Raw genomic sequence first — 22,705 nt, 5'->3', positions numbered from 1 at the left:
GTAGGACAAACGACCGAGGGCCCGGAGTCGGCAAACTTCGGGCCTTCGGCTTATCCCCGCCCTGCTCTTTGGAGAGGCGAAATGAGTGCTGACACCCTGGCCACGGCGAAACCCGCCGTAGAGCTGGAGGGCATCACCAAGCGTTTCCCCGGCGTCGTCGCGAACCACGACATCCGCATCACCGTCGAACCCGGCACGGTGCACGCCATCGTGGGAGAGAACGGCGCGGGCAAGTCCACCCTGATGAAGATCCTTTACGGCATGCAGAAGCCGGACGAGGGCACCATCAAGGTCAACGGCGCGGAGGTCGGCTTCCGCACCCCCAGCGACGCCATCGCCGTCGGCATCGGCATGGTCCACCAGCACTTCATGCTGGCCGACAACCTCACCGTGCTGGAGAACATCATCCTCGGCGCCGAGCCGACGAGGGCCGGCCTGCTCGACACCGCCGCGGCGCGCAGGCGCATCGAGGAGCTGGCGGCCGGTCACGGCCTGCGCGTCGACCCCGACAAGCTGGTCGAGAGCCTCGGCGTCGGCGACCGGCAGCGCGTGGAGATCCTCAAGGTCCTCTATCGCGGCGCCCGCATCCTCATCCTCGACGAGCCGACGGCCGTGCTGGTCCCCCAGGAGGTCGACGAGCTCTTCCAGAACCTGCGTGAGCTCAAGGCCGAGGGCCTGACCGTCATCTTCATCTCCCACAAGCTCGACGAGGTGCTCGGCATCGCCGACGCGATCACCGTGATCCGGCGGGGCACCACGGTCGCGAGCGTCGACCCCCGCGACGTCACCGCCCGCCGCCTCGCCGAGCTGATGGTCGGCAGCGAGCTGCCCACCCCGGAGACCCGCGAGTCCACGGTGACCGACCGCGTGGCGCTGCGGATCGAGCACGTCACCATGGAGGCCGACGGCCACCGCCCGGTCCCGAAGGGCACCCCCGTCACCGCCTACGCCGAGACCTTGCGCGCCGAGGGCAAGCGCCTGCTCCTCGACGACGTGTCCTTCGACATCCACGAGGGCGAGATCCTGGGCGTCGCGGGCGTCGAGGGCAACGGCCAGTCCGAGCTGATCGAAGCGATCATGGGCATCCGGCCCGCCCACGGCACCATCACGCTGGGCGCGCAGGACATCAGCTCCTGGTCCACGCTGAAGCGCCGCGAGTCCGGCATCGGCTACATCCCGGAAGACCGGCACCGCCAGGGTCTGTTGCTGGAGGCGTCGTTGTGGGAGAACCGCGTGCTCGGCCACCAGACCAGGAAGCCGGCCCGCCGCGGCATCTGGATCGACCGCCGCGCCGCCAAGGCCGACACCCAGCGCATCGTCGAGCAGTACGACGTGCGCACGCCGGGCGTGGAGACGCTGGCCCTGGCCCTGTCCGGCGGCAACCAGCAGAAGCTCATCGTGGGCCGCGAGATGAGCGGCGAGCCCAAGTTCCTCATCGCCGCGCACCCCACCCGGGGCGTCGACGTCGGCGCGCAGGCCGCCATCTGGGACCACCTGCGTGACGCCAGAGCGGCCGGGCTGGCCGTGCTGCTCATCTCCGCCGACCTGGACGAGCTGATCGGCCTGTCCGACTCCCTCCAGGTGATCTACCGGGGGCGCCTCGTGGCCGCACTCGACCCTTCCGACGTCACGCCCGAGCAACTGGGCGGCTACATGACCGGCGCCTTCGCCGGTACTGAGGAGACGTGATGCCCGCCGGGCTCAACCGGGCGCTGTTCACCGTGGCGGGCGCCGTCATCGCCATCATCCTGGCGATCGCGATCTGCAGTGTGGCGATCGTCGCGGCGGGCGGGGGCCCGCTGGACGCGCTGGCCGGCTTCTTCGACTTCGGCATCTCCCCGAGGGCGGAGTCCAACTCCGTCGCGGCCTTCCTCAACCGGTCGGTGCCGCTGTTCATCGCCGGCCTGGCGGTGGCCGTCGGCTTCCGGATGAACCTCTTCAACATCGGCGTGGAAGGCCAGTACCGGATCGCCGCCATCTCGGCGGCGTACGTCGGCTCGACCTTCACCGCGCCGGCGCCGGTGCAGATCGCCGTGATCATCGTGGTCGCGGCGCTGGTCGGCGGCCTGTACGCGCTGATCCCCGCGGTCATGAAGGTGACCAGGGGCGTCAACGAGGTCATCGCGACGATCATGCTGAACTACATCGCGATCAACCTGACGTCCTACCTCGTGCGCGGCCCCTTCGCGGGCGAGCGGGTGGACAAGGTCCTCACCACGACCACCCCCAAGCTGCCCGATTCGGCCATGTTCCCCGACCTCAACTTCGTCTTCGGCTGGTTCGGCCTGCTCCCGCCGACGCGCAACGGCGGTGTGTGGGGCTTCCTCATCGTCGCGATCGTGCTCGGCGTGGTCCTGTGGGTGGTCCTGGAGCGCACCCGCTTCGGCTTCAACGTCAAGGCCACCGGCCTCAACGCCCCGGCGGCACTCGCCTCGGGCGTCAACCCCAAGAAGATGATCATCGCGGCGATGGTCCTGTCCGGCGCCATCGCCGGGCTCATCGGCCTGCCGGAGATCCTCGGCGACAAGGGCGCCTTCAACTCCAACTTCACCGCCGGCCTGGGCTTCCTGGGCATCGCGGTGGCCCTGCTCGGCCGGAACAAACCCGTCGGCATCGCCATCGCCGCGCTGCTGTTCGCCTTCCTGGACCGGGCGCAGGGCCCGCTGCAGATCGCGGAGATCCCGGCGTCCGTCATCACGATCATCCAGGGCATGATCGTCCTGCTCGTCGTCATCGCCAACGAGGTCACCAACCGGCTGGCGCTCAGATTCGAAGAGCGCCGGGCGGCCCAGCAGCTCGGCAGGAACACCCCCGTTGAGGTGGCAGCATGACCAGAGTCGGCAAGTATCACGTGGGGCTCGTCGTCGCCGCCGCGCTCATCCTGCTGATGTCGCTCGTCCGCATCGTGTCGGGTCAGGACGACATCACCTCCTCCGGCACCTTCGCCGCGGCGCTGCTGCTGGCCGTGCCGATCGGACTGGCGGGCCTGGGCGGGTTGTGGTCGGAGCGGGCCGGCGTGGTGAACATCGGCCTCGAAGGCATGATGGTGCTCGGCACCTGGTTCGCCGGCTGGGCCGGCTACCAGTGGGGCGCGGTGGCCGCGCTGGTGGCGGGGCTGCTCGGCGGCGCGATCGGCGGCCTCATCCACGCCATCGCCACCGTGTCGTTCGGCGTGGACCACATCATCAGCGGCGTCGCGATCAACCTGCTCGGTCCCGGCGTCACCCGCTTCCTGTCCGAGGTGCTCTACAAGGAGGGCACCCCGGCGGCCGACGCGGGCGCCGGCATCACGACCTCACCCGCGATCGGCTCACCGGCGCCATCGGTCAGCCTGCCGGTGTTGTCGGACGGGCCGGACGTGCTGGGCTGGCTGGAACGCACCCACTGGTTCCTGCTCTCCGACGTCGCGGGCATCGTGCGCGGCCTCACCCACAACGTGAACATCCTCGTGGTCCTGGCCGTGTTACTGCTCCCCCTGACCTTCTTCGTGCTCTGGCGCACGGCCTTCGGCCTGCGGCTGCGCTCGGCGGGCGAGAACCCCTGGGCGGCCGAGTCGCTGGGCGTGAACGTCTACCTGATCAAGTACATCGCCGTCGTCATCTCCGGGGCGTTCGCCGGACTCGGCGGGGTGTTCCTGGTCTTCGTCTCCACCAAGTACGTCGAGGGCCAGACGGCCGGGCGCGGCTTCATCGGCCTGGCCGCCATGATCTTCGGCAACTGGCGTCCCGGCGGGCTCGCGGCGGGCGCGTCGCTGTTCGGCTACGCTGACGGCCTGCAACTGCGCAGCTCGGGGGCGGTCACGTCGTTCTTCCTGTTCGGCGCGGTGTTGCTGGTCGGCTATCTCGCGCTCCAGGTCCACCGGGTCATCGGATCGGGCCAGCCCGCCGAGGCGGTCACCAGGGGCACCAAGGAGTACACCCAGATGGCCCTCGCCATGATCGGCGCGGTCGTGCTGGTCTGGCTCTGGCTGACCGTCGAACAACTGCCGAACGAGTTCGTCTTCATCACACCACACCTGCTCACGCTGCTCGTGCTCCTGGTGGCTTCGCAGCGTCTGCGGATGCCCAAGGCCGACGGCGTCAGCTACCGCCGGGGGGAACAACATTGAGCATTGACTGGGACGGTCTGCGCGGCGCGGCCGAAGAGGCCATGCACCACGCGTACGCGCCCTACTCCAAGTTCCCCGTGGGGGCGGCGGCGCTGGTCGAGGACGGCCGGATCGTCACCGGTTGCAACGTCGAGAACGCCTCCTACGGCTTGGGCCTGTGCGCCGAGTGCGGGCTGGTGTCGGCGCTGCAGCGCTCGGGCGGCGGCCGGCTGGTGGCCTTCACCTGCGTGGACGGTCACGGCGAGCTGCTGATGCCGTGCGGGCGCTGCCGGCAGCTCCTCTACGAGTTCGGCGGTGACGCCCTGCTGGTCGAGACCGTGGACGGGCCGAAGCCCATGGCGGAGATCCTGCCGTACGCGTTCGGCCCGGCGGACCTCAGCCGGAGCGCGTGATGGACGCGATCGAGGTCATCCGCGCCAAGCGGGACGGCGGCGAGCTGACCACGGCGCAGATCGACTGGGTGATCGGCGCCTACACGCGGGGCGACGTGGCCGACGAGCAGATGTCCGCGCTGGCCATGGCGATCCTGCTGAACGGCATGAACCGGCGCGAGATCGCCGGCTGGACGCAGGCCATGATCCGCTCCGGCGAACGCATGGACTGGTCCGCGCTCGACCGGCCCACCGCCGACAAGCACTCCACGGGCGGCGTGGGCGACAAGATCACGCTGCCGCTGGCTCCGCTGGTGGCGGCGTGCGGCGCGTACGTGCCGCAACTGTCCGGCCGCGGCCTCGGGCACACCGGCGGCACGCTCGACAAGCTCGAATCCATCCCCGGCTGGCGGGCCTCGCTCTCCAACGACGAGATGCTGCACGTGCTGCGCTCGGCGGGCGCGGTCGTCTGCGCCGCCGGCTCCGGCCTGGCCCCCGCCGACAAGAAGCTGTACGCCCTGCGCGACGTCACCGGCACCGTCGAGTCGATCCCGCTGATCGCATCGTCGATCATGTCCAAGAAGATCGCCGAGGGCACCGGCTCGCTGGTCCTCGACGTGAAGGTGGGCTCGGGGGCGTTCATGAAGACGACGTCGGCCGCCCGCGAGCTGGCCGCGACCATGGTGGCGCTCGGCACGGACGCGGGCGTGCGCACGGTCGCGCTGCTGACCGCCATGGACCGGCCCCTGGGGCGGGCCGTGGGCAACGCGCTGGAGGTCGCGGAGTCCGTCGAGGTGCTCGCCGGCGGCGGCCCCGAAGACGTGGTGGAGCTGACCGTACGCCTGGCGCGGGAGATGCTGGAGGCCGCCGGGATCTCCGGCAGGGACCCCGCCAAGGCGCTGGAGGACGGCTCGGCCATGGACGCCTGGCGGCGGATGATCTCCGCCCAGGGTGGTGACCCCGACGCGGTCCTGCCGAGGGCGGCCGAGACGCTGACCGTCGAGGCGCCCGAGGCCGGGGTGCTGACGCGGCTGGACGCGTACGCGGTGGGGCTGGCCGCGTGGCGGCTCGGGGCCGGACGGGCGCGCAAGGAGGACCCGGTCTCGTTCGGGGCCGGGGTGACGCTGCACGCCAAGCCAGGGGATCTGGTGCGGCAGGGGCAGCCGCTGATGACGCTGCACGCCGATGAGACCGCCCGGTTCGGGCGGGCCATGGAGGCGCTGGAGGGCGCCTTCGCGGTCGGGCCGGCGAGCGAGGAGCAGCTTCCGCTCGTCATCGACCGCATCACTGCTTGATGAAGGCCGCGTCGCACCCGCTCCCAGCCTCGTGGCTGAGGGCGGTGCGGCCGGTGTCAGCGGGACAGGACCGGGGCCTCGGCGAAGACGCCGGCCAGGACGGCGCGCTGGGTCGGGAGCGCTTCCGCGTGTCTGGCGCGCCCCTCGTCGGTGATGCACACGAACACGCCGCGCCGGTCCTCGTCGCACACGCCGCGTGAGACGAGCGCGGCCTTCTCCAGCCGCGCCACCACTCTGGACAGGGCGCTCTGGCTCAGGTGGACCTCTTCGCAGAGCTCCTGAATGCGCAACTTCCGGCCGTGATGCACCATCCGATCCAGCACCTCGAACTCGCTGGGCCCCAGGCCGTGCCGCTCGCCCAGCTCCCGCTCCAGCGCGCACATGGCCTTGGCGTGTTTGGCCAGGACGTAGTGCCAGGTCTCGACGACGAAGTCCTCCTGCATGTCGCGGAGGTTACCACTGCGGGAAAACTCATGCAACGGAATTAAATGCGTTTGCATTAGATGCAAACGCATGTACTGTTCTGGCTCATGTCCTCTTCCTCATCCCGGTGGAGCGCGCTCGTCGTGCTCTGCGCAGTGATATTCCTGGACGCCCTTGACGTCTCGATGGTCGGTGTCGCCCTGCCGGCCATCCAGCACGACCTGGGCCTGAGCACTTCGTCTCTGCAGTGGGTGGTCAGCGGTTACGTGCTGGGGTATGGCGGTCTTCTGCTGCTCGGGGGCAGGACCGCCGATCTGCTCGGGCGGCGCAGGGTCTTCCTGGTCGCGCTGGGCGTCTTCGCCGTCGCGTCGTTGTTCGGTGGATTGGTGGACGACGGCGGGTTGCTGATCGCGGCCCGGTTCGTCAAGGGCGTGGCCGCCGCCTTCACCGCGCCGGCGGCCTTGTCGATCATCACGACGACCTTTCCCGAAGGGCCGGAGCGCAACAAGGCATTGAGCATCTTCACCGCCTGTGGCGCCAGCGGCTACTCGCTCGGCCTCGTGTTGTCCGGCTTGCTCACCGAGATCGGCTGGCGGTGGACGTTGCTGATGCCGGTGCCCGTCGCGGTGATCGCGCTGGTCGCCGCGTTGAAGGTGCTGCCCCGCGCCAAGGAGGACCGGGCCGAGGGCGGTCACGACCTGATCGGCGCCGTGACGATCAGCGCGTCCATGTTGCTACTGGTGTTCACCGTCGTGCAGGCGCCGGAGGCCGGCTGGGCCTCGTTGCAGACCATCGGCTCACTGGTGGGCGTGGCCGTGCTGCTCGGCCTGTTCGTCCTCACCGAGCTGCGGATCAAGCACCCGCTGGTGCGGCTGGGCATCCTGCGCTCCGCCTCCCTCGTGCGGGCCAACCTGGGGCTGCTGATCCTGATGGGCTCGTACGTGTCCTTCCAGTTCGTGGCCATGCAGTACTTCCAGAACCTGCTCGGCTGGTCGGCCCTGGGCACGGCCATGGCGTTCCTGCCCGCGGGCCTGCTCGTCGCGCTCAGCTCGACCAAGATGGGCGACTTCGCGGACAGGTTCGGCACCGGCAAGCTGATCGTCGTCGGGGCGGCCGCGCTGGCCGGCGGTTACGCGATCTTCCTGGGCATCGACGAGACACCCAGTCTGGGCGGCCTGGTGATCCCCGGCATGGTGCTGCTGGGCATCGCGTTCGCGCTGTCCTTCCCCTCGCTGAACATCCAGGCCACCAACGGCGTGGACGACGACGAGCAGGGGCTGGCCTCCGGGCTGCTCAACACCTCGGGCCAGGTCGGTGGCGCGATCGTGCTGGCCGTGGTCACCGCCGTGCTCACCGCGGGCGGCGGTGAGACGCTCTCGATCGGTTCGCTGCGCGCCGCCATCGTCGTGTCGCTGGTGCTCGCCCTGGTCGGGCTGGCGATCTCGGCGACCGGGCTGCGCCGGCGCAAGGCGGCGGTCGTACCGCAGGAGAGCGCCCAGGTCTACGAGACCGTCTGATCGCGCGCGGGAGGGGGCCCTGTCATGGGGCCCCCTCCCGTCATTTCAGCGCGCCGATCGGTGAGTCGTAGCCGAGCTCCTCCATCCAGTCCTCCGAGAGCTCGACGGTGGCGCCCGAGTGCACGTTGACCTTGGTCAGGTAGGCGTAGTCGTCGTCCCACTGCCGGATCAGCACCTCGTCCGCGCTGACCCAGCGCTCGACCGCGAGCACCTCGTAGTCCTCGATCACCGTGCGGTGGCCGAAGACGCGGCCGGTGCGGGCGTCCATGGTGATGAGCGTGCTGTCCTCCGCGATCAGGGCCACCGTGCGGCCGTCCGGCGCGAGGGCGCCGCCGAGCTTGAGCAGGTCGGGATCGACGCGATAGCCGCCTTCGAGTGCCCCCGGCGCGCCGAGGGTGAGGGTGGTGACCGAGGCGTGTCCCGGCACGTCGTGAACGTCCTTACGGACGCCGGCCAGCCGCGTGCCGTCGTCGCGCACGGCGAGGACGCGCTCGCTGAACAGGTAGTGGGTCACGCCGGTGTCGAAGTCGAACAGCCCTCCGTCCGAGAACTCGGAGCCGACGGCGAAGAAGCGGCCGTTGGGTGAGGAGGTGATGGCCGGGTTGACCAGCTCGTCGCGGACGTCGAACGCCTTGACCTTGCCGCTGGGCAGGTCGTGGACGACGTAGGCGCCCTCGCTGTTCCGGTAGGCCAGGCGGTGGCCGTCGCGGCTGACGCCCAGGGGCGCGCTGGCGCCCGTCGCCTCGTCGTAGGCGGGGCGCGCCGTCGTCAGCCGCCACTCCTCGCCCGAGGTGGTCGTCAGCCGCCACTGGGCGCAGGGCTTGGCGACGCTGAAGTCGCTGATTTCGGCGGGTGTGCCCGGGCAGTAGCCCGGATAGGCGTAGCGGATGGGGGCGCTCAGCTTCGCCGGCGCCGCCTCCGGGATCGGCTGCGGCGCCGACGGGTAGCCGGTCGGGTCGGCGATGAGCTGATCAAGGTTGCGCGCCATGGCGTTCACGCTGACCGCGATGAGGGCGACGAGCGCGCCCACCATGCCGACGGAGACGGAGGTCCACAGGGCCGTGCGGACCCTGCGGCGTCTGGTGACGCGGCGCAGGACGGGCTCGGAGAGGTTGGTGTGCGGCATCTCGGCCGCGATCCCGGCCAGGGCGGCGCGCAGCTCGGGATCGTCGGGTGTGGCCGGATCGGCGGCCGGTGGCGTCGCCGCCCACGTCCGGCCCTCGACCGCCCACGGGGTGGCGGCGGGCGCGACCGTCCCCCAGGGCGCCGCCCATGACGCCGGCTCGGCCGCCTGCTCCGGTGCTGAGGGCTGTGGTGTCTCGGGCTGCGGTGGCGGGGGTTGTGGTGCCAGAGGTGCCGAGGGTGGTGGTGCCAGGGGTGCCGGGTCGGGGGCCGGGCTGTGGGGCTGGACGGTGGTGAAGAGGTCGGGGCGGGTGGCCTGGAGGTAGTCCCGGGCCTCGCGGGTCTCCTGGGTGAGCACGGCCACCCACAGTCCGGTGATCGCCGCCGCCTGCCGTACGTCCAGCCCGTCGTGGTACTGCGTGACCAGGGCCACCCTGGCCTTCGGCGGCAGGGCGGCCAGCGCGCCGGTCGCGGGCGCCTCCCCGGCGTTGAGGAAGCGCCGGTACAGCTCGCGCAGCACTGCGTCGGCCGGCCGGCTCCAGCGGATCGCGCGCCAGCGGCGGCAGACCGTGGTCAGCGCGTCCACGGCCAGCGTGCGGCCCTTGTCCGCGTCGCCCGTCAGCAGGTACGCGGTACGAGCGAACGAAGGCCCATAACTGGCCAAAAAAGCCGGTAAATCACTAGATTTGCTCACGTATATGACTCCTTGTGGGTTGATCAGCGTAGAGGAGCCCCCGGTTCCGCGAAAGGCCAGGAAAGGGTGTCCCGATCCGCCGCGAAACCGCTTGCAGGCCCGTGGTCTGGGCATTTACCGGGCATGCGCTCGTCTTCTCCACCCGCCGGCCGGCCGTCACGCCTTCGCGTCCTCGCCTCGCTCGCCTGCCTCGTCCTGCTCACCGGCTGCGGCGCGGCCACGCAGACCACCGTGCGGACATCGCCCACCGCCACCGCCACCGCCACCGCCACGGCCACCGCGACGACGCCGGCGGAGCGGGCCGTGCCCGACCCCGAGACCCCCACGAGCACGACCGAGGTCGAGGTCGAGCGGGGCGGCGTCGATCCCGCCGTGGTGACGTCGGTGCGGTTCGCGGCCCACGAGACGTTCGACCGGGTGGTCGTCGATCTCAAGGGCGGCATTCCGGGCTACCACGTGAGATGGGTGGATGAGTTCGTACAGGACGGATCGGGCACGCCGATCGACGTCCGGGGCGGCGCGTACCTCCAGCTCACGCTCTTCCCCGCGCACGCCCACGACGAGGACGGCCGGCCCACCTGGGGCGGTGGCCCCATCTACCCGGCCAAGCTCGGCAACCTCACCCATGTCGTCAGGACCGGCGACTTCGAGGGGCGCGTCGGCATCGGCCTGGTGCTGGCCAGGCGGTCCGGGTTCCAGATCAAGGAGCAGGGCGGCCCGAGCCGGCTGGTCCTCGACGTGGCACACTGACCTCCGTGGTGAGAAAGATCGAGGGCCCGGCCCGCATCCCCGTGCCGGGCGGCAAGCTGATCGACGAGCACGTCGGCCGCGTCAGCAGTGGCGACCGGGACGTCTCCATCGCGCACATGACCGCTCCGCCCGGCTGGGCGGAGCCGGCCCAGACGCCGTCGTTCACCGAATACACCGTGGTCCTGCGGGGCCTGTTGATCGTGGAGCACGCCGAGGGCACGACGGAGGTCGCGGCCGGGCAGTCGGTGGTGACGTCGCCGGGGGAGAAGGTCAGCTACCGCGTGGGCGACGAGGGCGCCGAATACATCGCCGTGTGCCTTCCCGCGTTCTCGCCGGAGGCCGCCGGGCGCGACTGAGCCTCATATCATGGCCTGATGAGTCCCACGCTGCACGAGATCCGGCGGGCTCCCAAGGTGCTGCTGCACGATCACCTCGACGGCGGGCTCCGCGCCGAGACGATCGTCGAGCTGGCGCGGGAGTGCGACTACGATCTGCTGCCCACCGACGATCCCGGCGACCTGCGCCAATGGTTCGAGGAGGCGTCCGGCTCCGGGTCGCTGGAGCGCTATCTGGAGACCTTCGACCACACCGTCGGGGTCATGCAGACGCGCGAGTCGCTCGTCCGCGTGGCCGCCGAGTGCGCCGAGGACCTGGCCGCCGACGGCGTCGTCTACGCCGAGGTGCGCTTCGCGCCGGAGCAGCACACCACCAAGGGGCTGAGCCTCGACGAGGTGGTGGAGGCGGTGCTCGACGGGTTCAGGCAGGGCTCGGCCGGGCGCGGCGTCCGCGTCGGCACGCTCCTGACGGCCATGCGGCACCAGGCCCGCTCCCGGGAGATCGCCGAGCTGGCGGTCCGCTACCGCGACGTGGGCGTGGTCGGATTCGACATCGCGGGGGCCGAGGCCGGCTACCCGCCCACCCGTCACCTCGACGCCTTCGAATACCTGCAGCGCGAGAACGCCCAGTTCACCATCCACGCGGGCGAGGCGTTCGGGCTGCCGTCGATCTGGCAGGCGATCCAGTGGTGCGGCGCCGACCGGCTCGGGCACGGGGTGCGCATCATCGACGACATCTCCGTGGCCGACGACGGCTCCGCCAAGCTCGGCCGGCTGGCCGCGTACGTGCGGGACAAGCGCATCCCGCTGGAGATGTGCCCCACGTCCAACCTGCAGACCGGCGCCGCCGACTCCATCGCCGACCACCCCATCGGCCTGCTGCGGCGGCTGCACTTCCGGGTCACCGTCAACACCGACAACCGGCTGATGAGCGCGACGAGCGTGTCGCTGGAGTTCTTCAAGCTGGTGGAGGCGTTCGGCTACGGCTGGGACGACCTGCAGTGGTTCACGGTCAACGCGATGAAGTCGGCGTTCCTGCCGTTCGACGAGCGGCTGGCGCTGATCAACGGCGTGATCAAGCCCGGGTTCGCGCAGCTCAAGTGGCAGCCGTGAAGCAGACCTACCGCTCCAGGACCGCCTTCGTGCTCGGCTGGGTGTGGGTGGCCTTCGTCGCGTTCAACGTCTACGACCTGATCGCCCGCTACACCGGCAAGTCGTCGCTGGTGGCGCTGGCCGTGCTCGGGGTGCTGACGGCGATCGTCTACGTGATCGCGCTGCGCCCGGCCACCGTGGTCACCGAGGCCGGGCTGGTGGGGCGCAACCCGTTCCGCACGACGTTCCTGCCGTGGGCCGCCATCGACGACGTGACGGTCTCCCACTCCATCAACGTCAAGCACGACGACGAGCGCACGCTGCGGTTGTGGACGCCGATGAGCAGCGCCAGGGAGCGGGCCAAGGCGCAGCGGCGCGCGGCGCCCAAGCGGCGGCGGGGGCGTTTCGACGCCGAGCCCACCCTGTCGAAGGGCGAGCAGGCGGCGGCGGAGGTGTTCGCGGGCCGGACGCACGCCGACTGGGTGGCCGACCAGATCCGCGAGCGGGCCGAGTCGGCCAGGCGGCGTGCGGAGGAGGCCACGCCCGCCCGCGTCACCTGGGCCTACGACTCCATCGCGATCGTGGTGGCCGCGCTCGTGCTCGTGGTGGCGGCGATCGTCGGCTAACGCCGGTTCACGAACCGGGACACGCCCGCCTGGGCGATGCCCCACTCCTCCACCTGCTTGGCGGCCTCCGTCTCCACGGCGAAGGCCCGCTCGACGTTCGTGCGCGAGGGGCGCAGCATGTCCAGGTGGACCGAGGTGGCGGTGCCCGGGCGCGTCCAGTGGTGCACGCGGGCGGTCGCCGACTCGGTCAGGGTCTCCTGGGCGACGATCTCGTCCAGCAGGCCCGCGGCCAGGGCGCTCTCGGCGCTCACCCGGGCCGAGTCGAGCACCAGCCGCATCGCCCTGGCGGCGCCCACCAGGCGGGGGAGCAGGTAGCTGGCGGCGTTCGAGATCGACAGGCCGAGGTGGTTCTCCGGGAAGAAGTACTCCGCCGCCGGGGTGCCGACGCGGGCGTCGAAACACAGGGTCCATTCGGCGGCGCCGCCGACGGCCAGGCCGTTGACCGCCGCGACCACCGGGACCTGCGTCTCCAGCACAGCCCTGGTCATGTCGTGGAACAGCGCCACCTCCGCCACCAGCGACTGACCGGCCGCCTCGTGGAGGTCCTCGCCGGCGGAGAACGCCCGGCCCGTGCCGGTCACGACGATGCCCTTGACGCGCTTGCCGTCGCCGTAGCCGCGTACCGCCGCCGCCAGGTCCCTGCGCATGCCGGCGGTGAGGGCGTTGAGCTTCTCCGGGCGGGTGAGCGTGATCACGGCCACCTCGTCGCGTTCGGTCACATCGATCATGTTCTCTCCTTGTCGACGGAGATGGTGGGGGCGGTGCTCCGGCAGGAGGAGGTGGCGCTTCTCGATGCGGCCGACGGGGTCAGCGAGAAGCCTCCGCCGAACTTCACGTACGCGGGGATCTTGAACCGGGCCAGGTGCTCCATGGCGTGCCCGACCACGCCGGCGGCCGGGCCGGCGTCGGCGGCGTGGGGTGGGTGAGCGTCGGGGAAGCGGAGGAACTCACGTGTGCCGGAAAAATACCCCACTCCCTCCGAAACCGCCATAGCTGGGTATGCATCGCTACAACACCACAATGCGGGAAATTTCGCTGTACTGTCCGGATCAACCGGGATGAAGGGCCGAGGACGCGGTGCAGGAGGCGTTCGTCAGGGCGGAGCGCACGTACGATCCCGCGCGCGGACCCCGGCGCCCGTGGTTGTTCCACCTGGCCACCAAGTTCCGCTTTTCGGCCCCGATGAGTTTCGAGCCCGCACGCCGTACTGAACGGTAATGGAGGAAACATGCCACAGATTGTTGATTTTCCAGAACGTCCTTACATCGGGGTGCGCGCGACCATCACCATGACCAGCTTCAGCGTGGTGGCGGACCGCATCGGTGAGCTGATCGGCCGGCTCGCCCAACGCGGCGTCACCCCGGCAGGAGCCCCGTTCCTCAGGTACGACTCCATCAACATGACCGAGGACCGGCTGGTGGTGGAGGCCGGGGTCCCGGTGGCCGCCCCGGTGGAGGGCGAGGCCGACATCTATGCCGCCACCCTCCCCGCCGGGCGCTACGTCACCGTCTCTCACCACGGCCACCCGGACCGGCTCGCGGAGGTCGTCGCGGCCCTGCTGACGTGGGCCGAGGAGCAGGGGCTGACCTGGGACATGACCGAGAAGGACGGGACCGAGCACTGGGGCTGCCGCCTGGAGCTCTACACCACCGATCCGCGAGTCGAGCCCGACCCGAACAACTGGGACACGGACCTGCAGTTCCGCCTGTCCTGACCAGAAGCGTCGGGTGATCCCAGTTACGGAGCGTCCACCTGGGAAACAACCAAGTTTGGTTGTTCCAAATCTGGTACAACCAAACTTGGTTGTTCGAGGGAGGGTGACATGGACGGATTCATCGGCCGGGATCGAGAGCTGGCCGTCCTTGGCCGCTACTTCGATCGAGTCGGGTCGGGCGATCGGCCGGGACGTGCCATCCTCATGCGCGGTCGTCGCCGGGTGGGAAAGTCGCGTCTCGCTGAAGAGTTCATCCACCGGAGCGGCGTACCCAGCCTGTTCTTCACCGCGGCCCACGAGCCGCTCTCCGATCAACTGGACCGCTTCGTCGCGGACGCCCTGGCCTCGGACCTGCCCGACGCATCTCTTTTCGAGGGTCTGACCCCGACCGGGTGGGACACCGCGCTCAGGCTGCTGGCTCAGGCCCTCCCCCAGAACTCGCCCAGCATCGTGATCCTGGACGAGCTGCCCTTCATGATCGCCGAAGACCCGCACCTGGAAGGCAGGCTGCAGCGTCTTTTCGACCGCGAGTTCTCCCGTCGGCCCATCCTGCTCATCCTGATCGGTTCCGACCTGTCCATCATGGAAGCGATCAACCAGTACGACCGGCCGTTCTATATGCGCGCATCCGACATGGTGATCAACCCGCTCACCCCCGCCGATGTGGCGGAGAAGCTCGGTCTGCCGGCCGCTGAGGCCATCGATGCCTACTTGATCACGGGTGGGCTCCCCATGATCCTTGACGAATGGCCGGTCGGTGCGACCGTGTGGGATTTCCTGAACGCATCCATCCCGGACCCGACCTCGGCGCTGACGGTGAGCGGGGAACGGGCCCTGGCAGCGGAATTCCCGCCCGAGGCACAGGCCAGGACGCTGCTGAAAGCCATCGGCTCAGGACAGCGGACCTTCTCCTCCCTCTCCCAAGCCTCCGGCGGGATACCAGGCACGTCAGTCCAGCGAGGCGTGCAGATCCTCTTGGAGAAACGCATGGTCACGGCAGAAGTGCCACTGTCCACGCGCCCATCGCGGGAGCGCCGCTACCACATCGCCGATACACACCTGCGATTCTGGCTCTCCTTCGTCGAAGCGAGCATGCCGGAGATCGAGCGCGGACGGGGCGATCTCGTGATGCGCCGCATAGAGCGGTCATGGACCGCCTGGCGCGGCAGCGCCGTGGAGCCCGTCATCCGGGAGAGCCTTCGCCGGATGGACGGTTTGCCCGAGGAGACCGGAGCCATCGGAAGATATTGGACGCGGACCAACGATCCCGAGATCGACCTCGTGGGCGCCGACCGTGAGCCGGTGGCGAAGAAGATCACGATGGTCGGCTCTGTGAAGTGGCTGGAGAACCGGCCGTTCGATCATCATGACCTGAGTGAGCTCATCACCCGTCGCGCCCGGCTGCCCCATGCCGACACCTCCACCCCGCTCTATGCGGTGTCACGGAGCGGATGCGATGTACAAGGCGTTACCCACGTCGCCCCTGAAGAACTGCTCGCCGCCTGGCGCTGAGCCGGACGGCGCAGTGGTGCTCAGGAGTCGAGCACGGCGGCGACGGCTTCGATCTCGACGAGCTGGTCGGTGTAGCCGAGCACGGTGACGCCGAACAAGGTGCTGGGGACGTCATGGTCGCCGAACGCCTCCCTGACCACCTCCCACGCTGTCCCCAGGTCCTGCCGCCGGGTGGAGGCGACCAGGACGCGGGTGCTGATGACGTCCTGCAACGTCGCGCCGGCGGCGGCGAGAGCGGTCCGCATGTTCTCGACGGCTTTCGCCGCCTGGCCCGCGTAGTCACCGATCGCCGCCGTCGAGCCGTCCTCGTTCAGGGGGCAGGCTCCGGCGAGGAAGATGAGCCGCGCCTCGGCGGGCGCCGTGGCCGCGTAGGCGTACTCGGCGACGTCGGACAGGGACGTGGAGCGAATCAACGTGATGGCATGCGGCACGATCAGGTCCTCTCACATCGGGCATGAGGCACCATCCTGGCAGGGGCGTTCTGGCGCCTGCCTGCCGTTTTCGCCGGCCGCCTCCGAGCCGCTCCTGCCGGCGGCGCTCGATGGTCTCCGCTCGGCATCGACGGTTTGAGCCTCACTCGCCACTGCTCTGCGCGGCCCGGTCGAGGACGATGTCGAGCAGGCCGGGGAAGCGGGCCTCCAGATCGTCGCGGCGCAGCGTGAGGTAGAGCTTGCGGCCCGCGCGGCGCTGGCGGATCACGCCGCTCTCGCGCAGGGCTCGCCAGTGGTGGGTCATGCTCGACTTGGGGACATCGGGCAGGATCTCGCCGCAGAACCTCTCTTCGCCGGAGACGAGGGCCAGCGCGATGCCCAGGCGGACCGGGTGCCCGAGGGCGGCGAGCACGTCGACCAGCTCGATCTCCTCGGCGGCGGGATGGTGCAGTACGGCCATGCCTACCAATGTACGCGATTCTCGTACGGTCACTTGACATCATCCATACGACTGTACGAACATCTCGTACACAAACGGTACGAAATTCTCGTACGGTCGAACGATAAGGAACGCCATGACCACGTCCCTCACTGATCCCCTGCACGACGCCGAGCTCGCGCGTTCGCTGGAGGGAGCCTTCTCCAGCCGTCACGCCGAGGTGAACGGCGTTCGTCTGCACTACGTCGAGGGCGGCAGCGGTGAGCCGCTGCTCCTGCTCGGCGGATGGCCGCAGACCTGGTGGCAGTGGAGCAAGGTCATGCCCGCGCTGGCCCGCCGCCACCGGGTGATCGCCGTTGACCTGCGCGGCATGGGAGGCTCGGACAAGCCCGCCGACGGCTACGACAAGAAGACCATGGCGGCCGACATCCACGCTCTCGTCCGCCACCTGGGCCTGACGACCGTCAGCATCGCCGGCCACGACATCGGCGCCATGGTCGCCTATGCGTTCGCGGCCAATCATCCCGAGGCGACCACGAAGATCGCGCTGCTGGACGTCCCCCACCCCGACAAGACGTGGTCCACGTTCAGCCTGCTCCCCGAGTCCGACCAGCACGTCGACTCGGTCATCGAGGCCGGCGCCCGCTCCTACCTGTGGTGGTTCGCCTTCAACCAGGTCCGTGACCTGCCTGAGCTGCTGCTGGAGGGCCGCAGCCGGCTGCTGGTCGACTGGCTGTTCAACCGTCAGGCCAAGGACCCGGGCTCTGTCGACGAGTGGTCCCGGCAGGTGTACGCCCACGCCTACTCCACCGCCGACGCCGTACGCGCGGGCAACGGCTGGTACCAGACCTTCACCCGCGACGCCGACGACGAGCAGGCCTATGGGCGGGTGACCACGCCGATCCTCGCCCTCGGCGGGGACAAGAGCAACTACGCCTTCCTGCGTGAGCTGATGCCGTCCAAGGGCACGGACGTCCAGGTGATCGAGGTGGTCGACTGCGGCCACTACATCCCCGAGGAGCAGCCCCAGGCCGTCATCGACGCCCTGACCACCTTCCTCGGCTGACAGCGCGATCCCCTTCGCAGCGGGCCCTCGACGCGGTCGTGCCGACCTCGTCCAGGGCCCGCAGGCTGCTTGATCGGAGCATCCATGCCCCACCTCCACCGGACGCCCGACCGGGCCCCGGCCACCTCGATCGCCTCCGCCCGTACGCGCCGGGCAGCGCGCGCGCTCCTCGTCCTGGGCGTCGTGCTGACAGCGGCCAACCTGCGCCCCGCCATCGCGGCCACCGCGACCATCCTGGAGCCGATCAGCAGGGACCTCCACCTGTCGGGAGTCGCCGCCGGAGCGCTGACGACTCTTCCCGTGTTGTTCTTCGGCCTGGCGGGCCCGGCGGCGCCGCTGCTGGTCAACCGTCTGGGCATCGAACGCACCCTGGCCTGGGCGCTGGCCGCCATCGCGGCGGCCACGGCGATGTGGCTCGGCGGCTCGACCCTCGCGTTGTTCGCCGGCACTGTCCTGGTCGGCGCCGCCGTGGCCGTCGGCAACATCGTGCTGCCCGTTCTCGTCCGCCGCGACTTCCCCGATCGGGCCGGTCTGATCTCCGGCCTCTACACCACCGCGCTGGCCTCCTCCGCCGCCATCGCGGCCGCCGTGACCGTTCCCCTCGGGGACGCGATCGGGGGTGGCTGGCCCGCCGCCCTGGCCATCTGGAGCCTTCCCGCGCTCGTCGCCTTCATCGTCTGGACGCCGCAGCTACGTTCAAGCGTGCGTTTCGCTGATCACTCGGCGGGGGCCGGCCTGGCCCACCTGCGGCGGCTGCTGCACGACCGGCTCGCCTGGCAGGTCACCGGGCTGTTCGGGCTCCAGGCGCTCAGCTATCACACGACCTTGGCCTGGCTGCCGTCCGTCTTCGTCGACGCGGGGATCGACCAGGCCACCGCCGGGTTCCTGCTGTCCGTCGCCGGCTTCGTGGCCATCCCCGTCTCCCTGGTCCTGCCCACTCTGGCGGCCAGACGCCCGAGCCAACGCCCCTGGATCGTCCTCCTGACCGCCCTCACCGCCACCGGTCTTCTGGGCCTGCTCATCGCCCCCACCGCGGCTCCCTACCTGTGGGCGACCCTGATGGGGCTTGGCCAGGGTCCCATCTTCCCGCTGACCCTTACCCTCATCGTCCTGCGCTCCCGGACCACCGAGGACACCGCCGCCCTGTCCACGATGGCCCAGTCCATCGGCTTCGTCATCGCGGCCGCAGGACCCCTCACGTTCGGCCTGCTCCAAGCCGTAACCGGCACCTGGACGGCCGGCCTCACCCTGCTCCTGGCCCTCCTCGTGCCACAACTGTGCACCGGGCTGGCGGCGGCCCGCGATCGCCACATCGGCGGCGATCCGCGATGAGCACGGTCTTGACGTGCTAGGGAGACGTTTCGCCGGTCCTCAAGGTTCGTTGTGACGACTCCGGGCGCGTGACGCACGCCAGGTCGGCCCACACGACGCGACAGCCTCGTCGTACGGTCTCCGTCCCCCAGCGAACCGACAGCCTGGCCACGATGTCGAGCCCGCGCCCGGATTCGGCCATGGAGCCCACCTGGTGGGGGACGAGAGTCGGCGCCCGTTCCGGGGTGCCCGGGTCGATCACTTCCAGGCGGACGAACTCGCCGCCGAAACCCAGCCGCAGCTCGACCCAATCCCGCCCGACTCCTGGCGGCACGTGCTCGCAGGCGTTGGTGACCAGCTCGGAGCTGACTTGGAGGGCATCGGACCGTGCCGGATGGTCTGGGGTCAGCCAGGCTTTGACGGCCTGTCGCGCCTGCCAGGGCGCTTTGTCGCTCCGGCGCAGCGTGGCGCCTTTCCACGCGATTACCTGTGATGGCCTGCTGTCCATTGGAATGAAATCACCGGCTTTGTCCGAGTCGTCGCTTGATATGCCGTGCACTGGGTTTCAGCATGAAGAGCCATCGAGTCAATGGGGGCGGATATCTCTTGAAATCTGAACGACATGAAAAGTCGCGCCCAGCGTATTGTTTGTCGGGGGATTGTCACTGTAAGGTCAAGCTCAATCACCAAGCGCAACGCAATCGGCTGGGATGTCATGGCCAACGACACCGACGGAGACCACTCCTCCCCACGATCCCGCTTCGCGATGGACCTCGCTGCTCACCGCACGGCGGCGATGCTGACCCAAGCCGCGTTAGGACGCCGGATGAGGTGCCACCCGTCCGCCGTCAGTCACGTCGAAACGGGCCGCAGAGCGCCAACGAGCGATTTCGCTAAAGAAGTGGATAGGGCTCTGGGCCTCGACGGCCATTTCGCTGCCTTGTACACACGAATCTGCCAATCGCCCACTTTGAGATGGTTCGCTCGCTGGGTTGAGGAAATCGAGCCACGGGCGGTCATCCTGCAAACATGGGACCCACTGGTGGTTCCCGGGCTGTTGCAGAATGCGGACTACGCGCGTGCGATATTCAACAACACCGCCTCGCCCGATCGGGTGGAGGAACGTGTCCAAGCCCGCACCGGCCGCATGCGAATTTTCGACAGCCCAGATCCGCCTACGTTTCTGGCGCTGATCGATGAGGCTGTGCTGCACCGTCCCATTGGAGGATCCGATGTCCTGGTGAAGCAGCTTCGCCATCTGCTCGACCTCACACAACATCCCCGAATCACAATCCAGCTCGTGCCGCTCGCCGTGGGTTGTGTAGCAGGCATGACCAGCGCGTTCGCGTTGGCGCGGCTGCGGGATGGCAGCGAGATCATCTCCGCTGATTCGATTCTGTCGGGGGATGTCACCGGTGATCACGAGGCGGTGGCGGATCTCAAGCAGAGGTACGACACCATCAGAGCGGACGCCCAGCCGAAAACCTTGACGAAGCAGGCCATAGAGGATGCGATGAAAAAATGGACCAAGTGAATCTCGACGCAGCGGAGTGGCACAAGGCCAACGCGAGCAGCGACGCTGGGCAGTGTGTTCAGGTTGCTACCAACCTGCCTGGCATCGTCGCCGTTCGCGACAGCAAGAATCCGCAAGGGCCCGCGCTCGTCTTCACTCCCGGCGAGTGGAAGGCGTTCGTCGATGGCGCCCGGAACGGCGAGTTCGACCTCTGACGGCGTCGGCGAGGGGGATCAGGTGGGCGGCAAGCACGAAGGCGAGCCAACGGACAAGCCGTTCAAGCCGAGCCCGCGCAAACCGGAGGACGACGACACACACCCCGGCACCGGCAACAGCGGCGACAACGAGGGCGGCAGCGGCAGGTGACCTGCGCCGACCACCGGGAATCGGCCGGGCGGATGGTCGCCGGGATCGCGCCCGCTCCGCAGCGCACCGGCGCTGTCCTGGACGCCCTGCGGAGCCTGCCCCGCCACCTGTTCATCCCGGCGCGCGGCCGGGCCGTCATCGGCGCGAAGCAGCGGGTCGCCTGGATCGACCGGCAGAGCGACCCGGCTCACTGGTGGGACGTCGTCTACCAGGACTCAGTGATCGTCACGCAGGTGGCCGACGGCAGGCGCGAGGTCACCCCGGAGGGCACCGGCTCCAGTTCCTCGGCCTCCGCGCCGTCCACGGTGGCCGACCTGCTCGGCTGGCTGAACGCCGAGCCCGGCCAGCGGGTGCTGGAGGTGGGCACTGGCACCGGCTACACCGCGGCCTTGCTGTCGCATCTCGTCGGCCGGGGCGGTGCGGTCACGTCGATCGAGGTCGACCCGGCGGTCGCCGAGCAGGCGGCCAAAAACCTGGCCGCCGCCGACGTTCACCCTCACCTCGTCGTAGGTGACGGCGCGGACGGTTGCCCGGAACGTGCGCCGTACGACCGGGTGCACGTCACCTGTGGCGTCCGCACGATCCCGTACGCGTGGGTGGAGCAGTGCCGGCCGGGCGGCGTGATCGTGCTGCCCTGGTGCCCCGGCCTCGGCAACGGGCACGCGCTGCGGCTCGTCGCCCTTCCTGACGGCACCGCGTACGGCCGGTTCCCCGGCTTCGCCGCCTACATGATGATGCGCTCCCAGCGCCCGCCGGACGCGGCCGGCGACGACGGCAGCGGACGCGACCTGCGCACCCGAGTGGACCCGCGCACGATCGCCAATGCGCCACCGGGAGCGCTGCTGGCGATGGCCGCGCTCACCGGCCTCCAGGTCACCTCCCACGTTCAGGACGGCTTGGTGCAGGTGTGGGTGGCGGACCAGGACGATCCCGCCGTGTGGTCGCTGGTGACCCACCGGTCCGGTCAGGCTGAGTTCGACCTGTACCGGCTCGGCGACCGTCCGGTGTGGGACGAGGTGACCGACGCGTACTTTCGCTGGGTGTCGTGGGGAGAGCCGAGCCGCGACCGGTTCGGGATGACGGTCACGCCTGAAGGGCAGTCGATCTGGCTGGACAGCCCAGATCACGTGCTGACCGGATGAAACGCGCAGTCCCGCAGGTGGGCGGTCTGTGTCATTTACTGAGGGCGAGTGACCGGAACCACCGTGATCAGGTGGTCCAGACCTTTGAAATCTCTGGGATTGCAGGTGTAGAGAGGGAGCCGGTTCGTGATCGCCACGCAGGCGATCATCAGATCTGCCGTGCGGGGGCGTGGTTTCCGTCCTGAGGTGATGACAGCCGTCCACAACTGGCCGTACTCGCGGGCTGCGGTGTCGTCGAAGGGAAGTGGGTCGAATTCGGCTTCGGCGGTCTGCAGGATCTTCATTCGCTGGGCGAGTTCCCGCGCCTCTGTCGCTACCAAGACGCCGACCGATAGCTCCGCGGTGGTGATGGCGCTGATCATCATCTCATCGGGGAGTTCGTTGGGATCAATGCTGGCGCGCAGGATGAGGATGTTGGTGTCGAGCAGCCCCAGGGCGTGGGTCATCCCTCGTCCTCCGGGGATTCGCGTCTACCGTATGCACGGTCGTAAGGGTCGTAGAGATCGTCGTTGACGTGGCGGTCCATGTCTTCACGATATTTGCGGTCGTCCAGTCGGGGCATACCACCCGACACGGCGGCGAATTCGGCGCGTGACACGGCGCGGCGTCGGCGGCGGAGCGGGACCAGATCGCCGATGTGGTGGCCGTTGCGAGTAACGGCATACCGCTCCCCACGTTCCAGCCCATCCATGATCTCGGCTGACCGGTTGCGCAGGTCGCGTTGAGAGATCTCATGGGAGTGGTCAGGCTCGGGCATGCTCACGTTTGTAGTCTACCGCCTTGTGCCATCGGGTGCCATGCGGTGCCACAATCGACCACCTGGCGAGCTCTTCGCTCAATCTGCTCACTCATCTCGTCGCGCGCTATCGCGGTTGGGG

Annotated in this window: 28 protein-coding genes; 19 read left to right on the top strand and 9 right to left on the bottom strand. The window is 69.4% G+C overall.

Annotated elements, in window-relative coordinates:
- Nucleotides 1-81: 81 nt before the first annotated feature.
- The 5 genes from ACWD0F_RS02840 to ACWD0F_RS02820 are packed head-to-tail and all read left to right on the top strand — an operon-like array spanning nucleotide 82 to nucleotide 5,774.
- Nucleotides 82-1,689, top strand: coding sequence for an ABC transporter ATP-binding protein (locus ACWD0F_RS02840; RefSeq protein WP_449872158.1), 1,608 nt, complete (start codon nucleotides 82-84; stop codon nucleotides 1,687-1,689).
- Entirely contained in the window at nucleotides 1,689-2,831 is a 1,143-nt protein-coding gene (locus tag ACWD0F_RS02835; RefSeq protein ID WP_449872156.1) for an ABC transporter permease, read from the top strand. The genes ACWD0F_RS02840 and ACWD0F_RS02835 overlap by 1 nt, the downstream gene beginning before the upstream one ends.
- On the top strand, nucleotides 2,828-4,108 hold the full coding sequence (locus tag ACWD0F_RS02830) for an ABC transporter permease (protein ID WP_449872154.1): 1,281 nt from the start codon (nucleotides 2,828-2,830) through the stop codon (nucleotides 4,106-4,108). Before ACWD0F_RS02835 ends, ACWD0F_RS02830 begins: the two co-directional genes overlap by 4 nt.
- Complete coding sequence (locus tag ACWD0F_RS02825) at nucleotides 4,105-4,500, top strand: cytidine deaminase (RefSeq protein ID WP_449872152.1); 396 nt, start codon at nucleotides 4,105-4,107, stop codon at nucleotides 4,498-4,500. The genes ACWD0F_RS02830 and ACWD0F_RS02825 overlap by 4 nt, the downstream gene beginning before the upstream one ends.
- Nucleotides 4,500-5,774, top strand: coding sequence for a thymidine phosphorylase (locus tag ACWD0F_RS02820; protein WP_449872150.1), 1,275 nt, complete (start codon nucleotides 4,500-4,502; stop codon nucleotides 5,772-5,774). Before ACWD0F_RS02825 ends, ACWD0F_RS02820 begins: the two co-directional genes overlap by 1 nt.
- 56 nt (nucleotides 5,775-5,830) lie before the next feature.
- On the opposite strand, the gene ACWD0F_RS02815 is transcribed toward ACWD0F_RS02820, so the two are convergent.
- On the bottom strand, nucleotides 5,831-6,217 hold the full coding sequence (locus tag ACWD0F_RS02815; protein ID WP_449872148.1) for a MarR family winged helix-turn-helix transcriptional regulator: 387 nt from the start codon (nucleotides 6,215-6,217) through the stop codon (nucleotides 5,831-5,833).
- Between the two features lie 87 nt (nucleotides 6,218-6,304).
- Here ACWD0F_RS02815 and ACWD0F_RS02810 point away from each other — a divergent pair, with 87 nt between their 5' ends.
- Nucleotides 6,305-7,714 carry an MFS transporter gene (locus ACWD0F_RS02810; protein WP_449872146.1) on the top strand — a complete coding sequence of 470 codons (1,410 nt, stop codon included), beginning with the start codon at nucleotides 6,305-6,307 and terminating at the stop codon, nucleotides 7,712-7,714.
- Between the two features lie 40 nt (nucleotides 7,715-7,754).
- On the opposite strand, the gene ACWD0F_RS02805 is transcribed toward ACWD0F_RS02810, so the two are convergent.
- Complete coding sequence (locus ACWD0F_RS02805) at nucleotides 7,755-9,530, bottom strand: hypothetical protein (RefSeq protein WP_449872144.1); 1,776 nt, start codon at nucleotides 9,528-9,530, stop codon at nucleotides 7,755-7,757.
- Between the two features lie 123 nt (nucleotides 9,531-9,653).
- Here ACWD0F_RS02805 and ACWD0F_RS02800 point away from each other — a divergent pair, with 123 nt between their 5' ends.
- The 4 genes from ACWD0F_RS02800 to ACWD0F_RS02785 are packed head-to-tail and all read left to right on the top strand — an operon-like array spanning nucleotide 9,654 to nucleotide 12,333.
- Nucleotides 9,654-10,280, top strand: coding sequence for an AMIN-like domain-containing (lipo)protein (locus ACWD0F_RS02800; RefSeq protein ID WP_449872142.1), 627 nt, complete (start codon nucleotides 9,654-9,656; stop codon nucleotides 10,278-10,280).
- A gap of 5 nt (nucleotides 10,281-10,285) precedes the next feature.
- The gene (locus ACWD0F_RS02795) at nucleotides 10,286-10,636 is read left to right on the top strand and encodes a cupin domain-containing protein (protein WP_449872140.1); all 351 of its coding nucleotides are present in this window, start codon (nucleotides 10,286-10,288) and stop codon (nucleotides 10,634-10,636) included.
- Between the two features lie 18 nt (nucleotides 10,637-10,654).
- A complete protein-coding gene (locus ACWD0F_RS02790; protein WP_449872138.1) occupies nucleotides 10,655-11,728 on the top strand; it encodes an adenosine deaminase in 1,074 nt (357 codons plus the stop codon).
- Nucleotides 11,725-12,333, top strand: coding sequence for a PH domain-containing protein (locus ACWD0F_RS02785; RefSeq protein WP_449872136.1), 609 nt, complete (start codon nucleotides 11,725-11,727; stop codon nucleotides 12,331-12,333). Before ACWD0F_RS02790 ends, ACWD0F_RS02785 begins: the two co-directional genes overlap by 4 nt.
- On the opposite strand, the gene ACWD0F_RS02780 is transcribed toward ACWD0F_RS02785, so the two are convergent.
- Nucleotides 12,330-13,061 (bottom strand): enoyl-CoA hydratase/isomerase family protein, encoded by a 732-nt coding sequence (locus ACWD0F_RS02780; RefSeq protein WP_449872134.1) that lies wholly within the window; start codon nucleotides 13,059-13,061, stop codon nucleotides 12,330-12,332. The two genes, ACWD0F_RS02785 and ACWD0F_RS02780, sit on opposite strands and share 4 nt — an antisense overlap.
- A complete protein-coding gene (locus tag ACWD0F_RS02775; protein WP_449872132.1) occupies nucleotides 13,058-13,324 on the bottom strand; it encodes a hypothetical protein in 267 nt (88 codons plus the stop codon). The genes ACWD0F_RS02780 and ACWD0F_RS02775 overlap by 4 nt, the downstream gene beginning before the upstream one ends.
- A gap of 86 nt (nucleotides 13,325-13,410) precedes the next feature.
- On the opposite strand from ACWD0F_RS02775, the gene ACWD0F_RS02770 reads away from it, so the two are divergent.
- From ACWD0F_RS02770 to ACWD0F_RS02760, 3 genes are all read left to right on the top strand, one after another.
- Complete coding sequence (locus tag ACWD0F_RS02770) at nucleotides 13,411-13,551, top strand: hypothetical protein (protein WP_449872130.1); 141 nt, start codon at nucleotides 13,411-13,413, stop codon at nucleotides 13,549-13,551.
- A gap of 10 nt (nucleotides 13,552-13,561) precedes the next feature.
- On the top strand, nucleotides 13,562-14,047 hold the full coding sequence (locus ACWD0F_RS02765; RefSeq protein WP_449872128.1) for a GyrI-like domain-containing protein: 486 nt from the start codon (nucleotides 13,562-13,564) through the stop codon (nucleotides 14,045-14,047).
- Nucleotides 14,048-14,155: 108 nt separating this feature from the next.
- Complete coding sequence (locus tag ACWD0F_RS02760) at nucleotides 14,156-15,559, top strand: ATP-binding protein (RefSeq protein WP_449872126.1); 1,404 nt, start codon at nucleotides 14,156-14,158, stop codon at nucleotides 15,557-15,559.
- A gap of 20 nt (nucleotides 15,560-15,579) precedes the next feature.
- Here the strand turns inward: ACWD0F_RS02760 and ACWD0F_RS02755 are convergent, their stop codons facing one another.
- Nucleotides 15,580-15,990, bottom strand: coding sequence for a RidA family protein (locus ACWD0F_RS02755; protein WP_449872123.1), 411 nt, complete (start codon nucleotides 15,988-15,990; stop codon nucleotides 15,580-15,582).
- 142 nt (nucleotides 15,991-16,132) lie between these two features.
- A complete protein-coding gene (locus tag ACWD0F_RS02750; protein WP_449872121.1) occupies nucleotides 16,133-16,450 on the bottom strand; it encodes an ArsR/SmtB family transcription factor in 318 nt (105 codons plus the stop codon).
- A gap of 115 nt (nucleotides 16,451-16,565) precedes the next feature.
- On the opposite strand from ACWD0F_RS02750, the gene ACWD0F_RS02745 reads away from it, so the two are divergent.
- Both ACWD0F_RS02745 and ACWD0F_RS02740 read left to right on the top strand, forming a co-directional pair.
- Nucleotides 16,566-17,495 carry an alpha/beta fold hydrolase gene (locus tag ACWD0F_RS02745; protein WP_449872120.1) on the top strand — a complete coding sequence of 310 codons (930 nt, stop codon included), beginning with the start codon at nucleotides 16,566-16,568 and terminating at the stop codon, nucleotides 17,493-17,495.
- Nucleotides 17,496-17,579: 84 nt separating this feature from the next.
- A complete protein-coding gene (locus tag ACWD0F_RS02740) occupies nucleotides 17,580-18,827 on the top strand; it encodes a CynX/NimT family MFS transporter (protein WP_449872118.1) in 1,248 nt (415 codons plus the stop codon).
- A 16-nt stretch (nucleotides 18,828-18,843) separates the two neighbouring features.
- On the opposite strand, the gene ACWD0F_RS02735 is transcribed toward ACWD0F_RS02740, so the two are convergent.
- On the bottom strand, nucleotides 18,844-19,365 hold the full coding sequence (locus ACWD0F_RS02735; RefSeq protein WP_449872116.1) for an ATP-binding protein: 522 nt from the start codon (nucleotides 19,363-19,365) through the stop codon (nucleotides 18,844-18,846).
- Nucleotides 19,366-19,521: 156 nt separating this feature from the next.
- Between ACWD0F_RS02735 and ACWD0F_RS02730 the strand changes: the two genes are divergently transcribed.
- From ACWD0F_RS02730 to ACWD0F_RS02715, 4 genes are read left to right on the top strand one after another with little or no spacing between them, the layout of a single operon-like run.
- The gene (locus ACWD0F_RS02730; RefSeq protein ID WP_449872114.1) at nucleotides 19,522-20,340 is read left to right on the top strand and encodes a helix-turn-helix domain-containing protein; all 819 of its coding nucleotides are present in this window, start codon (nucleotides 19,522-19,524) and stop codon (nucleotides 20,338-20,340) included.
- Nucleotides 20,328-20,534 (top strand): DUF397 domain-containing protein, encoded by a 207-nt coding sequence (locus tag ACWD0F_RS02725; RefSeq protein WP_449872112.1) that lies wholly within the window; start codon nucleotides 20,328-20,330, stop codon nucleotides 20,532-20,534. Before ACWD0F_RS02730 ends, ACWD0F_RS02725 begins: the two co-directional genes overlap by 13 nt.
- A 22-nt stretch (nucleotides 20,535-20,556) precedes the next feature.
- Entirely contained in the window at nucleotides 20,557-20,685 is a 129-nt protein-coding gene (locus ACWD0F_RS02720; RefSeq protein WP_449872111.1) for a hypothetical protein, read from the top strand.
- Complete coding sequence (locus tag ACWD0F_RS02715) at nucleotides 20,682-21,827, top strand: methyltransferase domain-containing protein (protein ID WP_449872109.1); 1,146 nt, start codon at nucleotides 20,682-20,684, stop codon at nucleotides 21,825-21,827. Before ACWD0F_RS02720 ends, ACWD0F_RS02715 begins: the two co-directional genes overlap by 4 nt.
- 35 nt (nucleotides 21,828-21,862) lie before the next feature.
- On the opposite strand, the gene ACWD0F_RS02710 is transcribed toward ACWD0F_RS02715, so the two are convergent.
- A complete protein-coding gene (locus tag ACWD0F_RS02710) occupies nucleotides 21,863-22,273 on the bottom strand; it encodes a PIN domain-containing protein (protein ID WP_449872108.1) in 411 nt (136 codons plus the stop codon).
- Nucleotides 22,270-22,584, bottom strand: a complete 315-nt coding sequence (locus tag ACWD0F_RS02705; protein ID WP_449872379.1) for a type II toxin-antitoxin system Phd/YefM family antitoxin — start codon at nucleotides 22,582-22,584, stop codon at nucleotides 22,270-22,272. The genes ACWD0F_RS02710 and ACWD0F_RS02705 overlap by 4 nt, the downstream gene beginning before the upstream one ends.
- Nucleotides 22,585-22,705 lie beyond the last annotated feature (121 nt).

This window comes from Nonomuraea sp. NPDC002799, from assembly GCF_053592075.1.
The sequence above is the reverse complement of the archived record's forward strand: the minus strand, read 5'-3'. Positions and strand labels throughout refer to the sequence as shown.